Here is a 20,060-nt window from a genome sequence, read left to right as displayed (position 1 = left end):
AGAGGTGAAATAAGCGGAATTTTTCCGTCTATTATCAGATTGAGTGCTTAGCCCGATCCCCCAATAGGGTTTGCGGTATACCGCCGAGTCGAGAAAAGATAAGTGGTATACCGCAAAATGCGGAAGCGGTATATCACGTGACTGAGAAACGATAAACGGTATATCGCAAACTGCATACTCGCTATATCGCCAACCCTAGAAACGATAAACGATATACCGTAAACACCGTAAGCGGTATATCACCATGTCAAATACGCAAACTTGATATACCGCAAACAACATAAACCGTCACGCGAACCACTATACCTCAGAATTCAGTATCTATAATAAACTTTTTAGCCTAAGACATACACAAACTAGCACCTGATCTTCATAGATTACTAAATAAATTAAATTACAACTGTTCGTTATTTTTATAATTGTGTATACATTTTAGTGGATCCGGGCAAAATATATGTATGGAGGTGGAGGCAGTGAGTTCACTCGCAAATAGAAACCAATATGGGGAAACGTGTATTATATGTGAGCAAGAGAAAAATAGAGGCATACACCTTTATACAAGATTTATTTGTTTGGATTGTGAGCAAGACATCATCCGTACGGAAACAAATGACCCGAAGTACCAATTTTATTTAGATCGGCTTAAAAAGGTATCAACCCCAGAGATATATTCATAGTTTTAAATTGCTTGATATTGCTTTAGCGTTAGGTGCAATCTCAAGTTGATGTCGGACCTTGTAGAATAGGTCCCTTTTTTTGTTTTATAATGGGTTTAAGTATATTTGAAAGGGTAGAAATAATTATGAACCAACAACAAACACCATTATTTGATGCCTTAGATCATCATGTGAAGAAGAGACCTCTATCGATGCATGTACCAGGACATAAATATGGACAAGTGTTTTCAAGTAAGGGGTATCCCTATTTTCATAAAGTATTAGAAATAGATGCAACGGAATTAACTGGGCTCGATGATTTGCATCATCCTGAAGGGGCTATTTTGGAAGCCGAAAAATTAGTGGCAGATTTATATGGAGTCAAAAAAAGTTACTTTTTAGTGAACGGTTCAACCGTGGGAAATTTAGCAATGATCCTTGCGTCGTGTTCTGAAAATGATACTGTCCTTGTGCAACGAAATTCTCATAAGTCGATCTTAAATGGGCTAAAGATGGCTGGGGCTAGGCCTGTTTTTCTCCATCCAACGTATGATGATGAAGTGCAGGTTGCCTCTTATGTTCCCTTTAAGACGGTAAAAGAAGCCTTTGATACATACAAACATATAAAAGCTATAATTTTAACAAGTCCCAACTATTATGGAATGGTGAATCGAAAAGAGTTAGCCCAGATTATTATGTATGCGCATGAGAAGAATGTGGCAGTTTTAATCGATGAAGCGCATGGAGCCCATTTTTTGCTTGAAGGTTTTCCCTCTTCTGCTGTTTCTTTAGGTGCTGATATTGTGGTGCATTCCGCACATAAGACTCTTCCGGCGATGACAATGGGCTCCTTTTTGCATGTAAATAGTAATCTCATTAATAACGAAGAGGTTGAGTCGTATCTTCAAATTTTACAATCGAGCAGTCCATCTTACCCGATCATGGCTTCACTTGATCTAGCAAGACATTATCTCGCTGCAATGCAAGAAATGGGTACAATCCAAATCATTGAAAAAATAGCTGCCTTTACTCAAAGGCTCGAAACAATTCCACAAATAAAAGTCGTAACTTCGAAAAATCAAGACGTACAAACGGACTTATTGAAACTTACAATCCAATCACAATGTGAGCTAAATGGATATGAACTGCAAAAATTCTTAGAGAAAGAAGGTCTTTTTACAGAAATGGCAGACCCAAACAATGTCCTTTTTGTATTGCCATTATCAAAAGGCTTTGATGCTGATGAAATATTAATAAAAATAATTCGTGCCGTTAATAAATTTACGCTGATTAAACGAACATTTATTGATATACATGATGAAGGAAAGACAGTTTCTAAGCTAGCTCTTTGCTATAATGAAATAAAAGGGTACAATAAAAAGGTTGTTTCCTTTCGTGAGGCGATAGGAAACATTTCCGGAGAAATGATTATACCTTATCCCCCTGGGATTCCTGTCCTAATGGAAGGAGAATGTGTAACTGATCGACACATTGAAATTCTGACTACCTATATTGAGACGGGGGCACATTTCCAAGGCGGCGACATGAGAGTAAAATATATCAAGATATTAGATATGTAAGGGGCTTGAATGAAAAGTGACAGGTTATTTTATTACACTTGAGGGACCTGAGGGTGCGGGAAAAACAACCGTATTAGGAATCCTTCAGGAAGAGCTTTCAAAAAAAGGATATGATGTTGTTTCCACAAGAGAACCAGGTGGAATTGATATAGCGGAACAAATTCGTTCCGTCATTTTAGATAAAAATAATACGAAAATGGATGGACGTACTGAGGCGCTTTTATATGCGGCTTCCCGCCGTCAGCATTTAGTTGAGAAAGTCATCCCAGCCTTAGAAGAAGGAAAAATTGTCTTATGTGACCGATTTGTTGATAGCTCACTTGCATATCAAGGCTATGCGCGTGGCCTGGGAATTGACGAAGTTTTTTCAATCAATGAATTTGCGATTAATGGACTTATGCCTTCATTAACGCTTTTCTTTGATATCCAGCCAGAAAAAGGTTTAACAAGAATTAGGAAAAATGATGAGAGGGAAGTAAACCGCCTTGATCTTGAGAAGCTTTCATTTCATCAGAAGGTGTATGAAGGATATATAAAGGTTGCAGGGCGCTTTAAGGACAGGTATCACATCATTAATGCAGAGAACTCTCTCGACACAGTGGCTAAGGAAGCACTTGAAATGATTGAAAAACATTTGAATAAAGGCTAATCATATGAATTACCTCAAAAGTCTGATGATTTTTGAGGTTTTTCTTTTCGTTCTGGCTATACTTGGTATAGAATAAAGACAACTAAGGACTTTCGCACATATAGTTACCAAATTTCGTAATATGAAGGTACACGTAAAAGTGATAAAATAAAGGGAGGCAATACGATGAAGCTAGTCGTTGCAGTTGTGCAGGATAAGGATAGCAACCGTTTGTCACAGGCACTAGTTGAACATAATTTTAGAGCAACCAAGCTTGCTACAACGGGTGGATTCCTGAAATCAGGTAATACGACGTTCCTTGTAGGAACTGAGGACATCCGCGTAAATAAATTAATGGATATCATCAGGGATAATTGCAAACATCGTGAGCAAATGATTGCCCCTGTCTCACCAATGGGTGGAAATGCAGATTCCTTTGTTCCATTCCCGGTGAAGGTTGAAGTGGGTGGCGCCACAGTGTTTGTTTTACCAATAGATGAGTTTCACCAATTTTAATTTTATTCATTGGGATTAAAACCCAATGAATAAAATTAAAGCCTCCGGCGGATGCCACGATTTTTTAAAGGAAGTTTTCCAGCATTAACTGGCACTAAGCCCTTCTAGAGGGCAATTGCCAGTAAAGGCCTGATTGGTTCAACTAACAATCTGTGGTAAAAAACAACCACAGATTGAAGTTTTACTGTATCTCGCAGTAAGTACAAAGACTAAGTACGCCACACCCACTTCCTGTGGACCTAAAAATCGGGCACAAATACCCTTAGGCGCATTTGATTAGAGGTGTTTTATCGTTTATGAAAATAAACCAGGATTTTCGTGTCAATATAGATAAAAATCAGCCAAACACATCCAATAAAGTGTCTGGAAATCTGGGATTCAGCAAAATTGTTCATCAAGAAGGAAATAAGCTTCAATTGGAACAATTGACGAAACTGCTTTCTCAAATTGACATGGCGGGAGAGCGACTCTCTCGCTCTCAAACTTTTCAGGACTTGGCTTCTTATAAATCCCTTGTAAAACGCTTTATCCATGAAGCTGTGGAATATGGAATGGAAGTTAAAGAGTCCCGTAGCTGGAACTTTAATGGACAAGGGAGAACACATAAACTTGTTGACCAAATTGACAAGGAACTTTTGGATTTAACAGAAGAAATGGTTGACCAGGAAAAAGGGTCAATTGATATTCTGGGAAAAGTTGGATTGATAAAAGGGTTATTAATCAACTTATATACGTGATTTGAAAGAGTGATATATGGTGGAAAAAACATGGGAACAACTTCAAGAATATCAACCACTTGTACTAAAAATGGTTGAAAATAGTCTCAAGAAGAATAGAGTGGCCCATGCTTACTTATTTGAGGGTAGTCGAGGGACTGGCAAAAAGGAAGTAGGCTTTCTTTTTGCAAAAAGTCTTTTCTGTCAGCATCCAAATGGGTATAGACCTTGTAATGACTGTACAAATTGCCGTAGGATTTCATCGGGTAATCATCCTGACGTCCATGTTATTGAGCCGGATGGCCAATCAATTAAAAAATGGCAAATTCAAGCATTACAGGAGGAATTCTCAAAAACGGGTGTAGAGTCCAATCGTAAAGTGTATTTGATAAATCACGCTGATAAAATGACAACAAACGCTGCAAATAGTTTGTTGAAATTTCTGGAGGAGCCGACAAGTCAAACAGTAGCGATTTTGTTAACTGAACAAATCCATCGGATCTTAAATACAATTCTATCCCGATGCCAGGTTTTATCGTTTCAGCCACTCGCTCCAAGAGTCATTTCTGAGCGACTAATCGATGAAGGGATATCTCCAACTATTGCTTCACTTGTTGCTCATATAACCAATAATTTAGAGGAAGCGCGTGAATTAAGTACAGATGCTTGGTTTGGACAGTCTCGATCAATAGTGTTACAATTATATGAAGTAATCCATACAAGGCCAACTCATGCTTTCTTTTTTCTGCAGGATCAATGGTTACCTCATTTTAAAGAGAAAGAGCAGCTTAGCTTTGGTTTAGATATATTATTGCTTATTTTTAAAGATTTATTATATATACAGCTTGGTGATGAAGAAAAGCTTATTTTTCATGACCAGATTACTAGCTTTAAACTACATGCGCTTAAGACGTCGACAAGACGTGTAAGTGATCAAATAGCAGCGGTATTAGAGGCGAAGCGTCGTCTATACACCAACATGAACCCACATTTATTAATGGAGCAATTGGTAATAAAGTTACAGGAGGGATATAAGCTTGTATGATGTAGTTGGTGTACGCTTTAAAAAAGCGGGTAAAATTTATTACTTTGACCCAAATGGCTTTACAATTCCTGACGGCGAATATGTCATTGTTGAAACAGTAAGAGGAATTGAATTTGGCAAGGTTGTTATAAATAAAAAGCAAGTCGATGAAAATGACATCGTACTTCCATTGAAAAAGGTCATCCGCATTGCGGATTCAAAAGATAAATTAATTGTTGAAGAAAATAAGCAAGCAGCTAAAGAGGCGTATGATGTATGCCAGGGAAAAGTCGTGGAACACAGCCTTGATATGAAGCTTGTTGATGTAGAATATACGTTTGATAGAAATAAAGTAATCTTCTATTTTACAGCAGATGGACGTGTTGATTTCCGTGAATTAGTGAAGGATTTAGCGGCTATCTTCCGTACGAGAATTGAATTACGACAAATTGGGGTACGTGATGAAGCCAAAATGCTTGGTGGAATTGGTCCATGTGGAAGAATGCTTTGTTGCTCAACCTTCTTAGGTGATTTTGAGCCGGTTTCAATTAAGATGGCTAAAGATCAAAACCTTTCATTAAACCCTACTAAAATATCAGGTTTATGTGGTCGATTAATGTGCTGTCTAAAATATGAGAATGATGAATACGAAAGTGCAAAAGAACAGCTCCCTGACCTTGGTGATATGATTGAAACAACAAGTGGAACTGGGAAGGTTGTTGGACTCAATATTTTAGAACGTGTACTTCAGTTAGAATTAATTGGCCGTGAACGAGTTGTCGAATATACGTGGGAGGAACTATTGAAAGAAGGAGCGATTTCGATTCAAGCCACAGAATGACGAGGTGGAATGCGTGGACAAAAAAGATATTTTTGAATCTGTTAGTAGTATGGAGACTCAAATTGGAAATCTGTATACTCAACTAGGAGAATTGAAAGTACATCTTGGGCAATTACTTGAAGAGAATCACAATCTGAAAATGGAGAATGACCTTTTACGTCGCCGACTTGATCAATCCATTTCAAAGAAAAAAGAGGAAAAAGCTGATAAGGCTTTACACGAAGCAAAGCAAGTTGATATTGGTGAAGGACATGATAATTTAGCTAGACTTTATCAGGAGGGCTTTCATATTTGTAATGTGCATTATGGAAGTGTCCGTTCTGATGGCGACTGCTTATTTTGTCTCTCCTTTTTAAATAAGAAATAGGTCCTCTCCAATTGGGGAGGGCTTTTTCATTTCCAAGGAAAAGATTTATAATGAGAATTAGAAAAATGTAGGGAAGGAAACATAATGCAATGGTTCAATTACATGATGACGAACGATTAGATCATTTGTTAGCAGAAGACTTAAGAATCATCCAAAGCCCTTCTGTCTTTGCCTTTTCATTGGATACGGTGCTTTTAGCAAGATTTGTGTATGTACCGATTCAAAAAGGAAAAATTATTGATTTGTGTACAGGTAATGGGGTAATTCCATTATTATTAAGCAGAAGGTCAAAGGCCGAGATTACAGGTGTTGAAATTCAAGAGCGTATATATAATATGGCAAAACGAAGCATTGAGTATAATGAGCTTTCAAATCAGCTTTCGATTACTCACGGAGATATTAAGGACATGCCAGAAAAGCTGGGCCATGGGAAATTTGATGTTGTGACCTGTAATCCGCCGTATTTTCCAACGCCGAAAGCGGATGAAATTAATAAAAATGAACATCTTGCAATTGCTCGGCATGAAATTTTTTGTACATTAGAGGATGTTGTGCGCGTAAGTAGCCAATTGGTTAGGCAGGGCGGAAAGGTTGCATTTGTTCATCGCCCAGGGCGATTGATGGACATTCTTACCTTGATGAGACAATATCGAATTGAACCAAAACGATTGCAATTTGTCCATCCTAGGCATGGTAAAGAGGCAAATACCATCTTAATAGAAGGAATCAAACAGGGAAATGCCGATTTGAAAATTTTACCTCCACTATATGTATACGATGAACACAATGAGTATACAAAAGAGATAAGGACAATTCTCTATGGAGACGAGTAAGCATTATTTTTATGTTGTTGAATGCAAGGATGGGACCTATTATGCGGGTTATACAACAGATGTCAAGCAACGGATGAAAAAGCATAATGATGGAAAAGGAGCCAAATATACAAGAGGAAGAGGCCCGATTACCCTTTTATTTGCTCAGGAATTTGAAACGAAGGAAGAAGCAATGCGTGCAGAATATAGATTTAAACGATTAAAGCGGCCGGAGAAGGAACAGTTACTGGCAATGGAAAGTGAGGAGCGCTATGTGGCAGCAAAAAAGCTTTCAACCAAATTATGAATATGGGACCTTATATCTCGTTCCAACTCCAATTGGGAATTTGGAGGATATGACTTTTCGTGCGATAAAGATTATGAAGGAATCTGCTTTTATTGCGGCGGAGGATACAAGGCAAACAAAAAAGCTATGCAATTACTTTGAAATAGAAACACCCGTAATTAGTTACCATGAACATAATAAAAAAGTGAGCGGAGATAAAATTCTGGCTCTATTACGTGAAGGAAAAGATGTGGCACTTGTAAGTGACGCAGGCATGCCGACGATATCCGATCCAGGCTATGAATTAGTGGTTGAAGCGGTGCAAGAAAAAATGTATGTTGTTCCACTCCCAGGTGCAAATGCTGCCTTAACATCACTCATTTCCTCAGGGCTTAGTACACAACCTTTTTATTTTTACGGTTTTCTAGACCGAAATAAGAAAGAGAAACGAAAGCAATTGGAAGGCCTAGTCCATATTCAAGCAACGATGCTTTTTTATGAAGCACCACATCGCTTAAAGGAAACCTTGAAATTGATGAGAGAGGTATTAGGAAATCGTAAAATCACAGTTTCCAGAGAGTTAACGAAGAAATTTGAAGAGTTTATTCGTGGAGACTTAGATGAGGTTTTAGCATGGACGGATGCGGATACAGTTCGCGGGGAGTTCTGTCTTGTTGTCGAGGGAGCACAGTATAGTGAGGTCGTGCTTTCAGAAGCTTGGTGGGAAAACCTATCAATCGAACAACATGTAAACCACTATGTTGAGACAGGGGCCATGACAACGAAAGAAGCAATTAAACAAGTCGCAAAAGACCGAAATCAGCAAAAGAGGGAAATTTACCAAGAATATCATGGGTTATAACAATGTAAAATCAAATAGGCCCTGGCGTATTTGCGCCAAATTTTTTAGGCACACACGAGGTGGGTCACAAAGACGTTGCCACATGACGTGGTGTTCTTAGTCTTCGTTCACTTTATCAGGCATTAACTGGCAATTGCCCTCCGTGAGGTTTTGTGCCAGTTAATGCTGGAAACTTTCCTTGAAAATCTGTGGCATCCGCCGGAGGTTTTTTTTATTTGATGGGTCTCATCCTATCAAATAAAAAAAGCTTCTCGGGTTGAGAAGCTTTTTCGCATAACATCTATTATTTTACAACTGCAAGATTGTCTTGAAGTTCTTTAAGGATTTGTTCAGCACCTTCACGGCTAAGAACGATCTTACCATTACCTAAAGTGAAATTGTCATCAGAAATTTCACCAGTAATTTGGCAAGTCATATTTGGCTTGTATTTCTTTAAAATGATTTTGTCATCGTCAACATAGATTTCAAGAGCATCTTTTTCAGCGATGTCTAATGTACGACGAAGCTCGATAGGGATTACAACACGACCTAATTCATCAACTTTACGAACAATACCTGTAGATTTCAATTGTTTTTCTCCTCTCAATCTTTGTATTATTTATCTCTCTATATCGTCAATTTTCGACAAATTGATTTCTAGATAATAATATCAAGATTTCCATTTAACGTCAATCATTTTTAACTACAATTCTTATAAAATATGTATAAAAATGGAACGTCGTGTCTTATAACAGAAGGGTTTTATGAATACTTTTACATTATGAACCTACTATTTTTGGAAAAAAATCTGTATCATAATAGGTGAAAAAATGTAAAATTAATTCGACAAAATTCGTCAAATTTCTGTTGGTTTTTGTCGAAAAGGGCTGTTTTCTCCGTCTTTGTCGAATTGTATCTTTTTAATTTTATTTACAAATTGATATTAATCTTACTTGTACTAGATGTTCCTCTAATAGGCGCTTGCGCTTTTCCTATGCTTTAGGTATATTTTGAAGATATAATAGGAATAGATGAATAGGAATATCTTGCTTATTCGGGTTTACATTTAGAAGGAGGTTTACCGATGACTCAAGAGAATAAAACATTTTATTTAACGACACCCATTTATTATCCGAGTGGGAAATTACATATAGGACACGCTTATACAACTGTAGCAGCCGATGCTATGGCTCGATATAAAAGACTTCGTGGGTATGATGTAATGTTTTTAACAGGAACTGATGAGCATGGTCAAAAAATTCAACGTTCTGCTGAAGAAAAAGGTGTAACACCAAAAGAGTTTTTAGATGAGATTGTGTCAGGAATTCAAGATCTTTGGAAAAAGCTTGAAATTTCATACGATGATTTTATTCGTACAACAGAAGAACGTCATAAAAATGCGGTTGAAAAGATTTTTGATCAACTTGTCAAACAAGGGGATATCTACCTTGACCAATATGAAGGCTGGTACTGTACACCTTGTGAATCCTTCTTTACCGAAAGACAATTAGTCAATGGAAATTGCCCAGACTGTGGTCGTCCAGTTGAAAAGGTAAAGGAAGAGTCTTATTTCTTCAAAATGAGTAAATATGCAGATCGCCTACTGAAGTATTATGAAGAAAATCCTGAATTCATTCAACCAGAGTCCCGCAAAAATGAAATGATTAATAACTTCATTAAGCCTGGACTTGAGGATTTGGCTGTATCAAGAACAACCTTTGATTGGGGAGTTAAAGTACCTGGCGATCCAAAGCATGTTATTTATGTATGGATTGATGCACTATCGAACTATATTACCGCTTTGGGTTATGGTACAGAAAATGATACTAAATATCAAAAATATTGGCCAGCTGATGTACATCTAGTAGGAAAGGAAATTGTTCGTTTCCATACAATCTATTGGCCGATTATGCTGATGGCATTAGACCTACCATTACCGAAAAAGGTATTTGCCCATGGCTGGTTGCTAATGAAGGATGGCAAAATGTCAAAATCAAAGGGAAATGTCGTTGATCCGGTCACACTAATTGACCGCTACGGACTCGATTCTCTACGTTACTACTTGCTACGTGAGGTTCCTTTTGGTGCCGATGGTGTATTTACTCCAGAAGGATTTGTAGAAAGAATCAATTTTGATTTAGCAAATGACTTAGGAAACTTACTAAATCGAACTATTGCGATGATTGGTCGATATTTTGATGGTACAATTCCAACGTATCAAGGTAATCAATCAGAATATGATACTCAGTTAGCAAATTTCGCTGTGGAAACTGTTGCAAAATATGAAGCGGCTATGGAGAAAATGGAGTTTTCTGTTGCGCTAACTGCTCTTTGGCAGTTTATTAGCCGTACAAATAAATATATTGATGAGACTCAGCCATGGGTTGTTGCAAAAGACGAAGCGAAAAAGGATGAATTAGGCTCTATTATGAGTCACTTAGCGGAATCTCTTCGTTTTGCAGCTATTATGCTAAAACCATTTTTAATTAAATCGCCAGAAGAGATCTTTGCACAGCTTGGAATGAAAGAAGATGCATTGAAAACATGGGATAGCCTAGCTGAATTTGGCATTAAGCAAGAAGGAATTCAGGTTACAAAGGGTGAGCCAATCTTCCCTCGTTTAGAAATTGCTGATGAAGTTGAATATATAAAAGAGAAAATGCAGGGCGGTGCGAAAAAAGAAGAACCTGTAAAAGAAGAGCCTGTAAAAGAAGTGGAACAAGTAGATGAAATCACAATCGATGATTTTATGAAGGTTGAGCTACGTGTTGCGCAAGTTCTTCAAGTAGAACCGGTGAAAAAAGCTGATAAACTTTTAAAGCTTCAATTAGATTTAGGCTTTGAAAAGCGTCAGGTTGTTTCTGGAATTGCCCAGTACTACACTCCTGAAGAACTAGTAGGCAAGAAGGTAATTTGTGTAACGAACCTTAAACCTGTAAAACTACGTGGTGAACTATCACAAGGTATGATTTTAGCAGGATCTGTTGATGGAAAGCTATCGGTTGCAACGATTGACCAAAGTTTACCAAACGGAGCTAAAGTAAAATAACAAGAAAAGCGCAAGTCGCCCGTACTGAGGAACATCGACTAACTACCGCCACGTCCTGTGGCGAACGTCGATGTCAGGACTTCCTCGAAAATGCTATGCATTTTCTTCGTGCGAGGATTATGCTCTCGAAGCTTTCCTTGTCCTGTGCAAGTCAAGCATAATACGAGCGCTGATAGAAGGTGCCTTTTACCTTCCGAAGCGATTGGCTTAGACCAGAGAGCCGTTGGCGCATAGAGCTAGACAAGAAAAAGGACAGAGTGATTTCTGTCCTTTTCATATTAGAAAAAAGGAGTTTTAGCTATGCTTATTGATACACATGCACATTTAAATGCGATACAGTATCAAGACGATTTAGAAGAAGTAATTGAAAGAGCACTGAGTGAAGGTGTAGAAAGGATTGTTGTCGTCGGTTTTGACCGAGAAACAATTACACGGGCGATTGAATTAGCAGATCAATATGAGTTTATCTATGCAACAATCGGTTGGCATCCAGTTGATGCAATTGATATGACGGATGAAGACCTCGAGTGGATTGAAGAGCTTAGTGCCCATCCAAAGGTAGTCGCATTAGGAGAAATGGGTCTTGATTACCACTGGGACAAGTCTCCTAAGGATATTCAAAAGGAAGTCTTCAGAAAGCAAATTGCGTTAGCGAAGAAAGTAAAACTACCTATTATGATTCATAATCGAGAAGCCACAGCTGATATTATCGACATTCTTCAAGAAGAGAATGCGAGTGAAGTGGGTGGGATTATGCATTGCTTTACTGGGAGTATCGAAGTTGCAAAACAATGCATCGATATGAATTTTTATATTTCATTTGGTGGTCCTGTTACCTTCAAAAATGCGAAAAAACCAAAAGAAGTTGCAGCTGAAATTCCACTAGATCGTCTGTTAATTGAAACAGATTGTCCATATTTAACACCACATCCTTTTCGAGGAAAACGAAATGAACCAAGCTATGTGAAATATGTAGCAGAGCAAATTGCAGAGCTAAAAGGGGTCTCATTTGAGGAAATTGCCCAAAAAACATCCGACAATGCGAAGCGATTTTTCGGCATAAAATGATAGCAATTTTTGTCAAAAAGTAGGGTAGCTTGTCCGATAATAAGTTGATTAGAAAAAGTTCTACATGTCTCCTTTGTCTCATATATATCTTTGTCGACAACTAATTCTTCCTTTTTAAAAACTCTTCTTGCATAATATTTTACAACGGTGACGTAAAGAAGGGGTGGGGTTGACAGATTAATATATCCTTTATATAATCCACTGAGAGAAGGAGGCGTTTTTCATTTGCTTAAAAACATGAAAAAACTGTTTTCCGAGTCAAAGCACAAAAAGAGATTAATAGTCTCGATCAGTAGTTTTATAGTCTTAGCAGGTGCCGGAACAGGTTACGCTGCATATGAAACCACTAAGGATACAGTTACCCTATCATTAAATGGAAATGAGCAAGTTATAAGGACGCACGCAAACACGGTTGCAGAAGTTCTACAGGATTTAGAGATTGATGTCTCAAAGCATGATGAGCTTTCACCATCTATGGATACGGCAATCAAGAACAATTTGAAAGTGACGTGGCAAGAGGCTATTCCGGTTGAACTTGTAATTGATAACCAACCACAGAAGATCTGGACAACAGTGAAAACCGTGGGAGATCTTTTCAAAGATGCAAAGGTAGAAATTACAGAGCATGATAAAGTCAATCCAAGTATAGATACAAAGTTAACAAAAGATATAAAGGTAGAAGTTGAAAAGGCATTTCAACTTGCGCTAAACGACGGCGGTAATGAAAGTCAAGTTTGGTCCACTTCGACTACTGTCGCTGACTTTTTAAAAGGTCAAAATGTTGCACTAAATGAATTGGATCGAGTCGAGCCAGGAATGGAACAACAGATTACAGCAAATAGTGTCGTTAATGTTGTACGAGTAGAAAAAGTCACCGATGTAGTGGAAGAATCAGTTGCCTTTGCGGTTGTACATAAAAAAGACAACGGTATTGATAAAGGCAAAGAAAAAGTTGTAACTCCTGGTCAAGAGGGGAAAGTTGCAAAGCACTATGAAGTTGTTCTTGAGAATGGGAAAGAAGTTTCAAGAAATCTAATTGAAACCAAAACCCTACAAGATAGTAAGGATAAGGTTGTTGCAGTTGGTACACGTGAAATTGTGCAACAGGTTTCTCGTGGTACAGCTAATGTAGCAAACGAATTCTATGTATCGTCTACAGCCTATACAGCGTATTGTAGCGGGTGTTCAGGTACAACTGCTACAGGAATTAACCTGCGGGCTAATCCAAATGTTAAGGTTATTGCAGTAGACCCAAGTATCATTCCTTTGGGTACAAAAGTGTATGTAGAAGGGTATGGCTATGCAATAGCTGCCGACAAGGGCACAGATATTAAGGGACATAAGATCGATGTCTTTTTCTCGGAGAAATCACAAGCCTATCGTTGGGGACAGCGTAAAGTCAAAATTCAAATCTTAAATTAACTTGCGATAAACAGAGGAGATTTCCTCTGTTTTTTTTGTTTCTAGGGTGTCTTACACTTCTTTCGTATATCTTATGTCTTTTTTGTTATAATTATGTAATATTTGTATCTATATTGTTAGACGAAATAAATCCAGAAAGGTTTCAAAAAAAATGAAAATAAAAGAAATAATTGTTGTGGAAGGGAAAGACGACACTGTTGCGATTAAGCGGGCGGTCAATGCCGATACAATTGAAACAAACGGTTCGGCTGTTAATAAAGAGGTATTAGAACGAATCAAACATGCTCATGAAGTAAGAGGAGTTATTGTCTTTACAGATCCTGACTACCCAGGTGAACGAATCCGTAAAATCGTCGCAAAAGCTGTTCCAGGATGCAAGCATGCGTTTTTGCCTAAAAATGAAGCACTTGCAAAGTCAGGTAAAAAGGTGGGCGTTGAGCATGCCACTCCAGAGGCGATTAGAAAGGCCTTAGCGGATATAAAACAAGAACAAGAGGATTTCTACTCGGAAATTGAATTTGACGCCTTAGTGGACGCAGGACTCATTGGTGGTAGCAAAGCGAAGGAACGAAGGGAAAAGCTAGGCGTTCTTTTGAAAATTGGTTATACTAACGGAAAACAGCTTTATAAGCGTCTACAGATGTTCCAAATTACAAAAGTGGCATTTGACCAGGCTGTTGAAAAAGTGTTACAGGGGGAAAGGCAAAGTGATTAAAGATATAGCCACACCTATAAGAACGAGAGCTATTTTAGAAAAGCATGGTTTTTCTTTTAAGAAAAGCTTAGGACAGAACTTTTTAATTGATACGAATATTTTACATCGTATCGTTGATCATGCGGAAGTGACAGAAGAAACAGCTGCGATTGAAATTGGACCAGGAATTGGTGCATTAACTGAGCAGCTAGCAAAGCGCGCGAAAAAGGTTGTCGCATTTGAAATAGATGGGCGACTTTTGCCGATATTAGCAGATACATTATCCCCATATCCAAACGTCGAGATTATCCATGAGGATGTTTTAAAGGCAGATGTAGGGTCTGTCATAAATGAAAACATGCAGGGAATCGATGATATCATGGTAGTTGCCAATCTCCCTTATTATGTAACAACGCCAATTATTATGAAGTTGCTCATGGAGGACCTTCCCTTAAGAGGCATTGTTGTCATGCTTCAAAAGGAAGTGGCTGACCGGATTTCGGCTGTACCTGGTACTAAGGAATATGGCTCCTTGTCGATTGCCATCCAATACTACACAACTGCTGAAACTGTCATGATAGTACCAAAGACCGTATTTGTTCCACAACCGAATGTGGATTCAGCAGTCATACGTTTGTTAAAAAGAAAAGAACCAGCTGTTAAGGTAGTAAATGAACCTTTCTTTTTTGATGTTGTTCGTGCCTCTTTTGGACAAAGAAGAAAGACAATTTTAAATAACTTGACCTCTAATCTGCCAAATGGAAAGGCGTTTAAAGAGGCAATTGAAGGCTGTTTAGCCGCTTCAAATATCGACCCAAAACGCCGTGGTGAAACTTTATCGATTGAGGAATTTGGTCGCTTAAGTGATGAATTATATAGAGCTTTGAATGATGGACCTACCGAATAGTAGGTCTTTTTCTATTTTTTAAGGTAATTTTCTTCTCCTCACCACTTAAGGTAATGCTGCATAGGCTAACAAGAAGGCATCTCAAAAGCGGAAAAACCCTAAAAGTTGGAGTGGGTGAGGATGGATATAAAAGTTGGCGATATCGTTACACGTAAATCACATAAGTTTGATTTATTGTTCAAAGTAACAGAAATAACTCATAACCAAATGGTTTATTTATATGGCGAGGATGTACGGTTAATAGCGGATGCACCTTATAATGACTTGGTCCTAGTTGGCGAGGACGAAAGACAGAAACGGCAAAGATCAGACCGGGAAAAGGTGGAAGATTCCTACCGACTATTTCGACAAGATTATCAGTTAGTTCGACAAAAAAACGAATACCATGCTACAGGCGGGTATTCAAATAATGCAGAGTTTTTTCAAATACCCGGAAGAGTACTTCATATTGATGGTGACCCTAATTATTTAAAAAAATGCCTTACATTATATGAAAAAATTGGTGTGCCGGTATATGGGTTTCACTGTCACGAAAGGGAAATGCCTGAAAAGATTGATGGACTACTCGATAAATATAGACCTGATATTCTTGTAATAACAGGCCATGATGCATATTCAAAATCAAAGGGAAAGGTTACCGAGCTAAAAGCGTACCGACATTCCCGTCATTTTGCTCAAACCGTTCGACAAGCAAGAAAAAGAGTGCCACATTTAGATCAACTTGTCATCTTTGCAGGCGCCTGCCAGTCCCATTTTGAATCATTGATAAGAGCAGGGGCGAATTATGCAAGTTCACCGTTAAGAGTCAATATACACGCCCTAGACCCTGTATATATCGTAGCAAAGATTTGTTTTACTCCTTTTGATGAAAGGATCAATGTGTGGGATGTTCTCCGCAATACCTTAACAGGGGAAAAAGGTCTAGGTGGGATTGAAACGAAGGGTGTATTACGAACTGGTATGCCGTATCAAAGATTGGTTGATGAGGAGGAAAACGGGGGTCTCTAACGGTGTATTGCCAGAGATCCCCTTGGTATTTTATTACAAAAGAAAAGTAGTGAAAATTTTGTCGATGAAAAGAAATCCTGATTTATATACATATTGGCAGCGTTTTTGAACATACTATGGGTTGTGCTCTGAGAAATTTGTAGGAAAAAATTCATTGACAAGTATTTTGTATCATTGTTATAATTTTAGTTTTGTTTGACGTTCGGTGGTTTTTTTGGTATACTAAGAAATAGTGAGGTGGAGTGAAATGGGAAAAACTTTGCTTGATATTAAAAAGTCTTTAGATACGAATTTAGGTAAGCGTCTTACATTAAAGGCGAATGGTGGTCGTAGAAAGACAATTGAGCGCTCAGGAGTGCTCGCTGAAACGTACCCCTCTGTATTTGTAATTGAACTAGACCAGGATGAGAATTCCTTTGAGCGAGTTTCATACAGCTATGCTGATATCCTTACAGAAACCGTTCAATTAACCTTCTTTGATGAGACATCCGGGAACGTAGCTATAAGTGGGCAGTAAACTTAAATGTTTGCTGCTTTTTTATTTTGTCCAAAAAACACATTGCTTTTTCATACGGCAATGTGTTTTTTTTATGAAAATTTGAGTCGATTTGGAGGGATATGCGTCTCCCCAAGAAAATATGCGTCGATTCCCACGTATTTGCGTCATCACGTTTAAAATAAATCAAATAGGATAAAATTTGATACTATAACTAACCCTTCGTATTCAAACAATAAGAATGTCGTAGATGAGAAAGGGGTTGTAGTTATTGGGAAGACGTCGTGGTATCATGTCAGAAGCCTTTAAAGAAGAATTAGCTAAGGAACTTGGTTTTTACGATACCGTTAAAAATGAAGGTTGGGGTGCAATTCGATCACGTGATGCTGGAAATATGGTGAAACGTGCAATTGAAATTGGGCAACAACAGCTTGCCAATAAAGGACAAAACCAGTAAGAGTGAGTTTTGAACTACGACGCCGGAGCAGCTTTGCTTCGGCTTTCTTTATATCAAAAAACCACTAGGAAAAAGGTCATAATGAACAACATACATAAAAAACAGTGCACAACAGCATGACATCACTGTTTTACGACGTTTACTTTATGGTACAATGGCAATATTGAATTTACGTTTAAAGCAGGTGTTTTCATGAAATTATTAGTAAAGGCCCCAGCGAAGATCAATTTGGCTCTTGATGTGTTACATAAACGCCAGGATGGTTATCATGAGGTGCGGATGATTATGACAACCATAGATCTATCGGACAGGCTGGAATTATCCGATTATGAGGGAGATGAAATTAAAGTCGTTTCCCATAATCGCTTTGTACCAGATGACAGCCGCAACTTGGCATACCAAGCCGCCAGTTTACTAAAAAAACGATACGGTGTGAAAAAAGGTGTAGTCATTTCGATTACAAAATCAATCCCAGTAGCTGCAGGTCTAGCGGGTGGAAGCAGCGATGCGGCTGCAACTTTACGAGGATTGAATAAATTTTGGGGCCTAGGGCTTAGTTTGGACGAACTTGCATCAATTGGTGCGGAAATTGGCTCAGACGTATCTTTTTGTGTCTACGGGGGGACGGCTCTCGCAACAGGTAGGGGAGAAATTATTTCAAAATTACCCGCACCTCCGCATTGCTGGGTCATTTTAGCAAAGCCAACGATTGGTGTTTCAACAGCAGAAGTGTATCGAAATCTTTCCATTGATCAAATTAACCATCCAGATGTGGATGGGATGATTCGTGCGATCGAATCGAAGGACTTTTCTGGAATTTGCAATCGAGTCGGAAATGTTTTAGAAGACGTAACCTTGAAGCTACATCCAGAAGTGGCTCATATTAAAGATCAAATGAAACGTTTTGGTGCAGATGCGGTTTTAATGAGCGGAAGTGGTCCAACCGTTTTTGGGCTTGTTCAAAGAGAATCAAGAATGCAACGTATCTACAATGGATTACGCGGTTTTTGCGACCAGGTTTATGCGGTACGTTTGCTCGGTGAACGTAATTCAGATAAATAATCTGAATAAAGTTAAAGCCTCTGGCGGATGCCACGATTTTTCAAATGAATCGTTTCGAGCAGTAAGATCAAAGACTAAATAAGCCACATCCTGTGGCCACGTCTTTATGATCCACGTCCTATGGGCCTAAAAATCGGTCGCAAATACGCAAAGGCGCATTTGATTTATGACGTACATTAATGGTATATTATCAATAAAACATTCGGTTTTTGGAGGCAAGTTATGAAATTTAGACGGAGTAGTAGACTTGTTGATATGACAAATCACTTACTTTTACATCCACAGCACCTTGTATCTCTTTCCTATTTTGCTGATAAATATGATTCTGCTAAATCCTCCATTAGTGAAGATTTAGCGATTATCAAACAGACCTTTGAGCAACAAGGAATTGGTACATTAATCACAGTAGCGGGAGCAGCTGGCGGTGTGAAATTTATTCCTATGGTGAGGGAAGAAGAAGCAAGTGAAGTTGTTGATGAGCTTTGTAAGGTAATAGCAAATCCAGATCGGCTTCTTCCGGGTGGCTATTTATATTTAACGGATATACTTGGAGACCCGAGTATTGTGAATAAAATCGGGAAAATCTTTGCCTCTATCTATTCCAATCACGAGATTGATGTTGTCATGACTGTTGCCACAAAGGGTATCCCTCTTGCATACGCAGTGGCTTCTTACCTAGATGTACCTGTAGTAATTGTAAGGCATGGCAATCGGGTGACGGAAGGCTCTACTGTAAGTATTAATTATGTTTCTGGATCGACAAAGCGGATTCAGACGATGGTATTGGCAAAAAGAAGCCTGAAAGAAGGTTCTAATGTATTAATCATTGATGACTTTATGAAGGCTGGCGGGACTGTTAATGGAATGGTCAGTATTCTTGATGAATTTAATGCGAATCTAAAAGGAATCGGTGTTCTCGTTGAGTCAGAAGGTGTCGAAGAAAGACTCGTAGATGAATACATATCATTAGTAAAGCTAACAGATGTTGATGTGAAGGAAAAACAAATAAAAGTAGCGGTTGGTAATTATGAATCTTACCTACGCCAAGTTGAAATTGAAGATGAGATGGGGGAAGAAGAATGAGACAAGTTCAAACAAACCAGGCACCTGCAGCAATTGGACCATATTCACAAGGGATTGTTGTTAACAATATGTTTTTTAGCTCAGGTCAGATTCCGTTAACACCAGCTGGGGAGTTAGTGAGCGGTGGAATTAAAGAACAGACAGCTCAAGTTTTTAAAAATCTTCAAGCTGTCTTGGTCGAAGCGGGTGCATCATTAGATACAGTCGTAAAAGCAACAGTATTTATAAAAAACATGGATGATTTCGCAGAACTAAATGAAATTTATGGGGAATTCTTTGCCGGACATAAACCAGCTCGCTCAACTGTTGAAGTGGCAAGACTTCCAAAGGATGTTTTGGTTGAAATCGAAGTTATTGCACTTGTAAAATAAAGAGGATGTTCAAAAATCCGCTTGAAAATGACACATCGATAGGGGAACTTCGACTAATTACCGACACGTCCTGTGTCGAACGTCGAAGTCACCACTTCCTGTGGAAGCTCGTTTGCTTGTTTTTCCGTTCCTTGGATAAGAAAACCACTTTTCCGGTGTGCAAGATCGTCTGCTCA

Annotated in this window: 23 protein-coding genes; 22 read left to right on the top strand and 1 reads right to left on the bottom strand. The window is 38.4% G+C overall.

Annotated elements, in window-relative coordinates; genetic code table 11:
• Positions 1 to 458 precede the first annotated feature (458 nt).
• From V7147_RS01085 to rsmI, 11 genes are all read left to right on the top strand, one after another.
• Complete coding sequence (locus tag V7147_RS01085; RefSeq protein WP_335366012.1) at positions 459 to 677, top strand: sigma factor G inhibitor Gin; 219 nt, start codon at positions 459 to 461, stop codon at positions 675 to 677.
• Between the two features lie 125 nt (positions 678 to 802).
• The gene (locus V7147_RS01080) at positions 803 to 2,236 is read left to right on the top strand and encodes an aminotransferase class I/II-fold pyridoxal phosphate-dependent enzyme (protein WP_335366011.1); all 1,434 of its coding nucleotides are present in this window, start codon (positions 803 to 805) and stop codon (positions 2,234 to 2,236) included.
• Positions 2,237 to 2,252: 16 nt separating this feature from the next.
• Complete coding sequence (gene tmk, locus V7147_RS01075; protein WP_335366010.1) at positions 2,253 to 2,885, top strand: dTMP kinase; 633 nt, start codon at positions 2,253 to 2,255, stop codon at positions 2,883 to 2,885.
• Positions 2,886 to 3,050: 165 nt separating this feature from the next.
• Positions 3,051 to 3,380, top strand: a complete 330-nt coding sequence (locus V7147_RS01070) for a cyclic-di-AMP receptor (RefSeq protein WP_335366009.1) — start codon at positions 3,051 to 3,053, stop codon at positions 3,378 to 3,380.
• A 296-nt stretch (positions 3,381 to 3,676) separates the two neighbouring features.
• A complete protein-coding gene (locus V7147_RS01065) occupies positions 3,677 to 4,117 on the top strand; it encodes a YaaR family protein (RefSeq protein ID WP_335366008.1) in 441 nt (146 codons plus the stop codon).
• Positions 4,118 to 4,136: 19 nt separating this feature from the next.
• Positions 4,137 to 5,141 carry a DNA polymerase III subunit delta' gene (holB, locus tag V7147_RS01060; RefSeq protein ID WP_335366007.1) on the top strand — a complete coding sequence of 335 codons (1,005 nt, stop codon included), beginning with the start codon at positions 4,137 to 4,139 and terminating at the stop codon, positions 5,139 to 5,141.
• Positions 5,134 to 5,961 carry a PSP1 domain-containing protein gene (locus tag V7147_RS01055; RefSeq protein WP_335366006.1) on the top strand — a complete coding sequence of 276 codons (828 nt, stop codon included), beginning with the start codon at positions 5,134 to 5,136 and terminating at the stop codon, positions 5,959 to 5,961. Before holB ends, V7147_RS01055 begins: the two co-directional genes overlap by 8 nt.
• Positions 5,962 to 5,974: 13 nt before the next feature.
• Positions 5,975 to 6,328, top strand: coding sequence for a DNA replication initiation control protein YabA (yabA, locus tag V7147_RS01050; protein ID WP_335366005.1), 354 nt, complete (start codon positions 5,975 to 5,977; stop codon positions 6,326 to 6,328).
• A gap of 89 nt (positions 6,329 to 6,417) precedes the next feature.
• Positions 6,418 to 7,161: a tRNA1(Val) (adenine(37)-N6)-methyltransferase gene (locus tag V7147_RS01045; RefSeq protein ID WP_335366004.1), complete on the top strand. Its 744-nt coding sequence runs from the start codon at positions 6,418 to 6,420 to the stop codon at positions 7,159 to 7,161.
• Positions 7,148 to 7,447 (top strand): GIY-YIG nuclease family protein, encoded by a 300-nt coding sequence (locus tag V7147_RS01040; protein WP_335366003.1) that lies wholly within the window; start codon positions 7,148 to 7,150, stop codon positions 7,445 to 7,447. The genes V7147_RS01045 and V7147_RS01040 overlap by 14 nt, the downstream gene beginning before the upstream one ends.
• On the top strand, positions 7,413 to 8,288 hold the full coding sequence (gene rsmI / locus V7147_RS01035; RefSeq protein ID WP_335366002.1) for a 16S rRNA (cytidine(1402)-2'-O)-methyltransferase: 876 nt from the start codon (positions 7,413 to 7,415) through the stop codon (positions 8,286 to 8,288). Before V7147_RS01040 ends, rsmI begins: the two co-directional genes overlap by 35 nt.
• 283 nt (positions 8,289 to 8,571) lie before the next feature.
• Here rsmI and V7147_RS01030 read toward each other — a convergent pair whose 3' ends face one another.
• Positions 8,572 to 8,856 carry an AbrB/MazE/SpoVT family DNA-binding domain-containing protein gene (locus tag V7147_RS01030; protein WP_335366001.1) on the bottom strand — a complete coding sequence of 95 codons (285 nt, stop codon included), beginning with the start codon at positions 8,854 to 8,856 and terminating at the stop codon, positions 8,572 to 8,574.
• 495 nt (positions 8,857 to 9,351) lie between these two features.
• Here V7147_RS01030 and metG point away from each other — a divergent pair, with 495 nt between their 5' ends.
• The 11 genes from metG (at position 9,352) to V7147_RS00975 (ending at position 19,884) form a co-directional block, all read left to right on the top strand.
• Complete coding sequence (metG, locus tag V7147_RS01025) at positions 9,352 to 11,316, top strand: methionine--tRNA ligase (RefSeq protein ID WP_335366000.1); 1,965 nt, start codon at positions 9,352 to 9,354, stop codon at positions 11,314 to 11,316.
• Between the two features lie 300 nt (positions 11,317 to 11,616).
• Positions 11,617 to 12,384, top strand: coding sequence for a TatD family hydrolase (locus tag V7147_RS01020; RefSeq protein ID WP_335365999.1), 768 nt, complete (start codon positions 11,617 to 11,619; stop codon positions 12,382 to 12,384).
• 225 nt (positions 12,385 to 12,609) lie between these two features.
• Positions 12,610 to 13,806: a ubiquitin-like domain-containing protein gene (locus V7147_RS01015; protein ID WP_335365998.1), complete on the top strand. Its 1,197-nt coding sequence runs from the start codon at positions 12,610 to 12,612 to the stop codon at positions 13,804 to 13,806.
• Between the two features lie 151 nt (positions 13,807 to 13,957).
• Positions 13,958 to 14,521 (top strand): ribonuclease M5, encoded by a 564-nt coding sequence (gene rnmV / locus V7147_RS01010; RefSeq protein WP_335365997.1) that lies wholly within the window; start codon positions 13,958 to 13,960, stop codon positions 14,519 to 14,521.
• Positions 14,514 to 15,407: a 16S rRNA (adenine(1518)-N(6)/adenine(1519)-N(6))-dimethyltransferase RsmA gene (rsmA, locus tag V7147_RS01005; RefSeq protein WP_335365996.1), complete on the top strand. Its 894-nt coding sequence runs from the start codon at positions 14,514 to 14,516 to the stop codon at positions 15,405 to 15,407. The genes rnmV and rsmA overlap by 8 nt, the downstream gene beginning before the upstream one ends.
• A 120-nt stretch (positions 15,408 to 15,527) precedes the next feature.
• Complete coding sequence (gene yabG, locus V7147_RS01000) at positions 15,528 to 16,415, top strand: sporulation peptidase YabG (protein ID WP_335365995.1); 888 nt, start codon at positions 15,528 to 15,530, stop codon at positions 16,413 to 16,415.
• A 247-nt stretch (positions 16,416 to 16,662) separates the two neighbouring features.
• Positions 16,663 to 16,932, top strand: a complete 270-nt coding sequence (veg, locus tag V7147_RS00995; RefSeq protein ID WP_058000283.1) for a biofilm formation stimulator Veg — start codon at positions 16,663 to 16,665, stop codon at positions 16,930 to 16,932.
• A 250-nt stretch (positions 16,933 to 17,182) separates the two neighbouring features.
• The gene (locus V7147_RS00990; RefSeq protein WP_335365994.1) at positions 17,183 to 17,368 is read left to right on the top strand and encodes a small, acid-soluble spore protein, alpha/beta type; all 186 of its coding nucleotides are present in this window, start codon (positions 17,183 to 17,185) and stop codon (positions 17,366 to 17,368) included.
• Between the two features lie 192 nt (positions 17,369 to 17,560).
• Positions 17,561 to 18,430 (top strand): 4-(cytidine 5'-diphospho)-2-C-methyl-D-erythritol kinase, encoded by an 870-nt coding sequence (gene ispE, locus V7147_RS00985; protein ID WP_335365993.1) that lies wholly within the window; start codon positions 17,561 to 17,563, stop codon positions 18,428 to 18,430.
• 222 nt (positions 18,431 to 18,652) lie between these two features.
• The gene (purR, locus tag V7147_RS00980) at positions 18,653 to 19,513 is read left to right on the top strand and encodes a pur operon repressor (protein WP_335365992.1); all 861 of its coding nucleotides are present in this window, start codon (positions 18,653 to 18,655) and stop codon (positions 19,511 to 19,513) included.
• On the top strand, positions 19,510 to 19,884 hold the full coding sequence (locus tag V7147_RS00975) for a RidA family protein (protein ID WP_335365991.1): 375 nt from the start codon (positions 19,510 to 19,512) through the stop codon (positions 19,882 to 19,884). Before purR ends, V7147_RS00975 begins: the two co-directional genes overlap by 4 nt.
• The last annotated feature ends 176 nt before the right edge of the window (positions 19,885 to 20,060 follow it).

Origin of the sequence: Bacillus sp. JJ1521, assembly GCF_036965165.1 — a bacterium.
In the GTDB taxonomy this organism is placed as follows: domain Bacteria; phylum Bacillota; class Bacilli; order Bacillales; family Bacillaceae_L; genus Ferdinandcohnia.
This window is presented reverse-complemented; position numbering and strand designations above follow the sequence as displayed.

What these genes read in the sequence shown, in the direction of transcription:
- V7147_RS01085 (WP_335366012.1), top strand. Translation starts at nt 459, where the DNA reads ATGGAGGTGGAGGCAGTGAGTTCACTCGCAAATAGAAACCAATATGGG.
- V7147_RS01080 (WP_335366011.1), top strand. Translation starts at nt 803, where the DNA reads ATGAACCAACAACAAACACCATTATTTGATGCCTTAGATCATCATGTG.
- V7147_RS01070 (WP_335366009.1), top strand. Translation starts at nt 3,051, where the DNA reads ATGAAGCTAGTCGTTGCAGTTGTGCAGGATAAGGATAGCAACCGTTTG.
- V7147_RS01065 (WP_335366008.1), top strand. Translation starts at nt 3,677, where the DNA reads ATGAAAATAAACCAGGATTTTCGTGTCAATATAGATAAAAATCAGCCA.
- V7147_RS01045 (WP_335366004.1), top strand. Translation starts at nt 6,418, where the DNA reads ATGGTTCAATTACATGATGACGAACGATTAGATCATTTGTTAGCAGAA.
- V7147_RS01040 (WP_335366003.1), top strand. Translation starts at nt 7,148, where the DNA reads ATGGAGACGAGTAAGCATTATTTTTATGTTGTTGAATGCAAGGATGGG.
- rsmI (WP_335366002.1), top strand. Translation starts at nt 7,413, where the DNA reads ATGTGGCAGCAAAAAAGCTTTCAACCAAATTATGAATATGGGACCTTA.
- metG (WP_335366000.1), top strand. Translation starts at nt 9,352, where the DNA reads ATGACTCAAGAGAATAAAACATTTTATTTAACGACACCCATTTATTAT.
- V7147_RS01020 (WP_335365999.1), top strand. Translation starts at nt 11,617, where the DNA reads ATGCTTATTGATACACATGCACATTTAAATGCGATACAGTATCAAGAC.
- rnmV (WP_335365997.1), top strand. Translation starts at nt 13,958, where the DNA reads ATGAAAATAAAAGAAATAATTGTTGTGGAAGGGAAAGACGACACTGTT.
- yabG (WP_335365995.1), top strand. Translation starts at nt 15,528, where the DNA reads ATGGATATAAAAGTTGGCGATATCGTTACACGTAAATCACATAAGTTT.
- veg (WP_058000283.1), top strand. Translation starts at nt 16,663, where the DNA reads ATGGGAAAAACTTTGCTTGATATTAAAAAGTCTTTAGATACGAATTTA.
- ispE (WP_335365993.1), top strand. Translation starts at nt 17,561, where the DNA reads ATGAAATTATTAGTAAAGGCCCCAGCGAAGATCAATTTGGCTCTTGAT.
- purR (WP_335365992.1), top strand. Translation starts at nt 18,653, where the DNA reads ATGAAATTTAGACGGAGTAGTAGACTTGTTGATATGACAAATCACTTA.
- V7147_RS00975 (WP_335365991.1), top strand. Translation starts at nt 19,510, where the DNA reads ATGAGACAAGTTCAAACAAACCAGGCACCTGCAGCAATTGGACCATAT.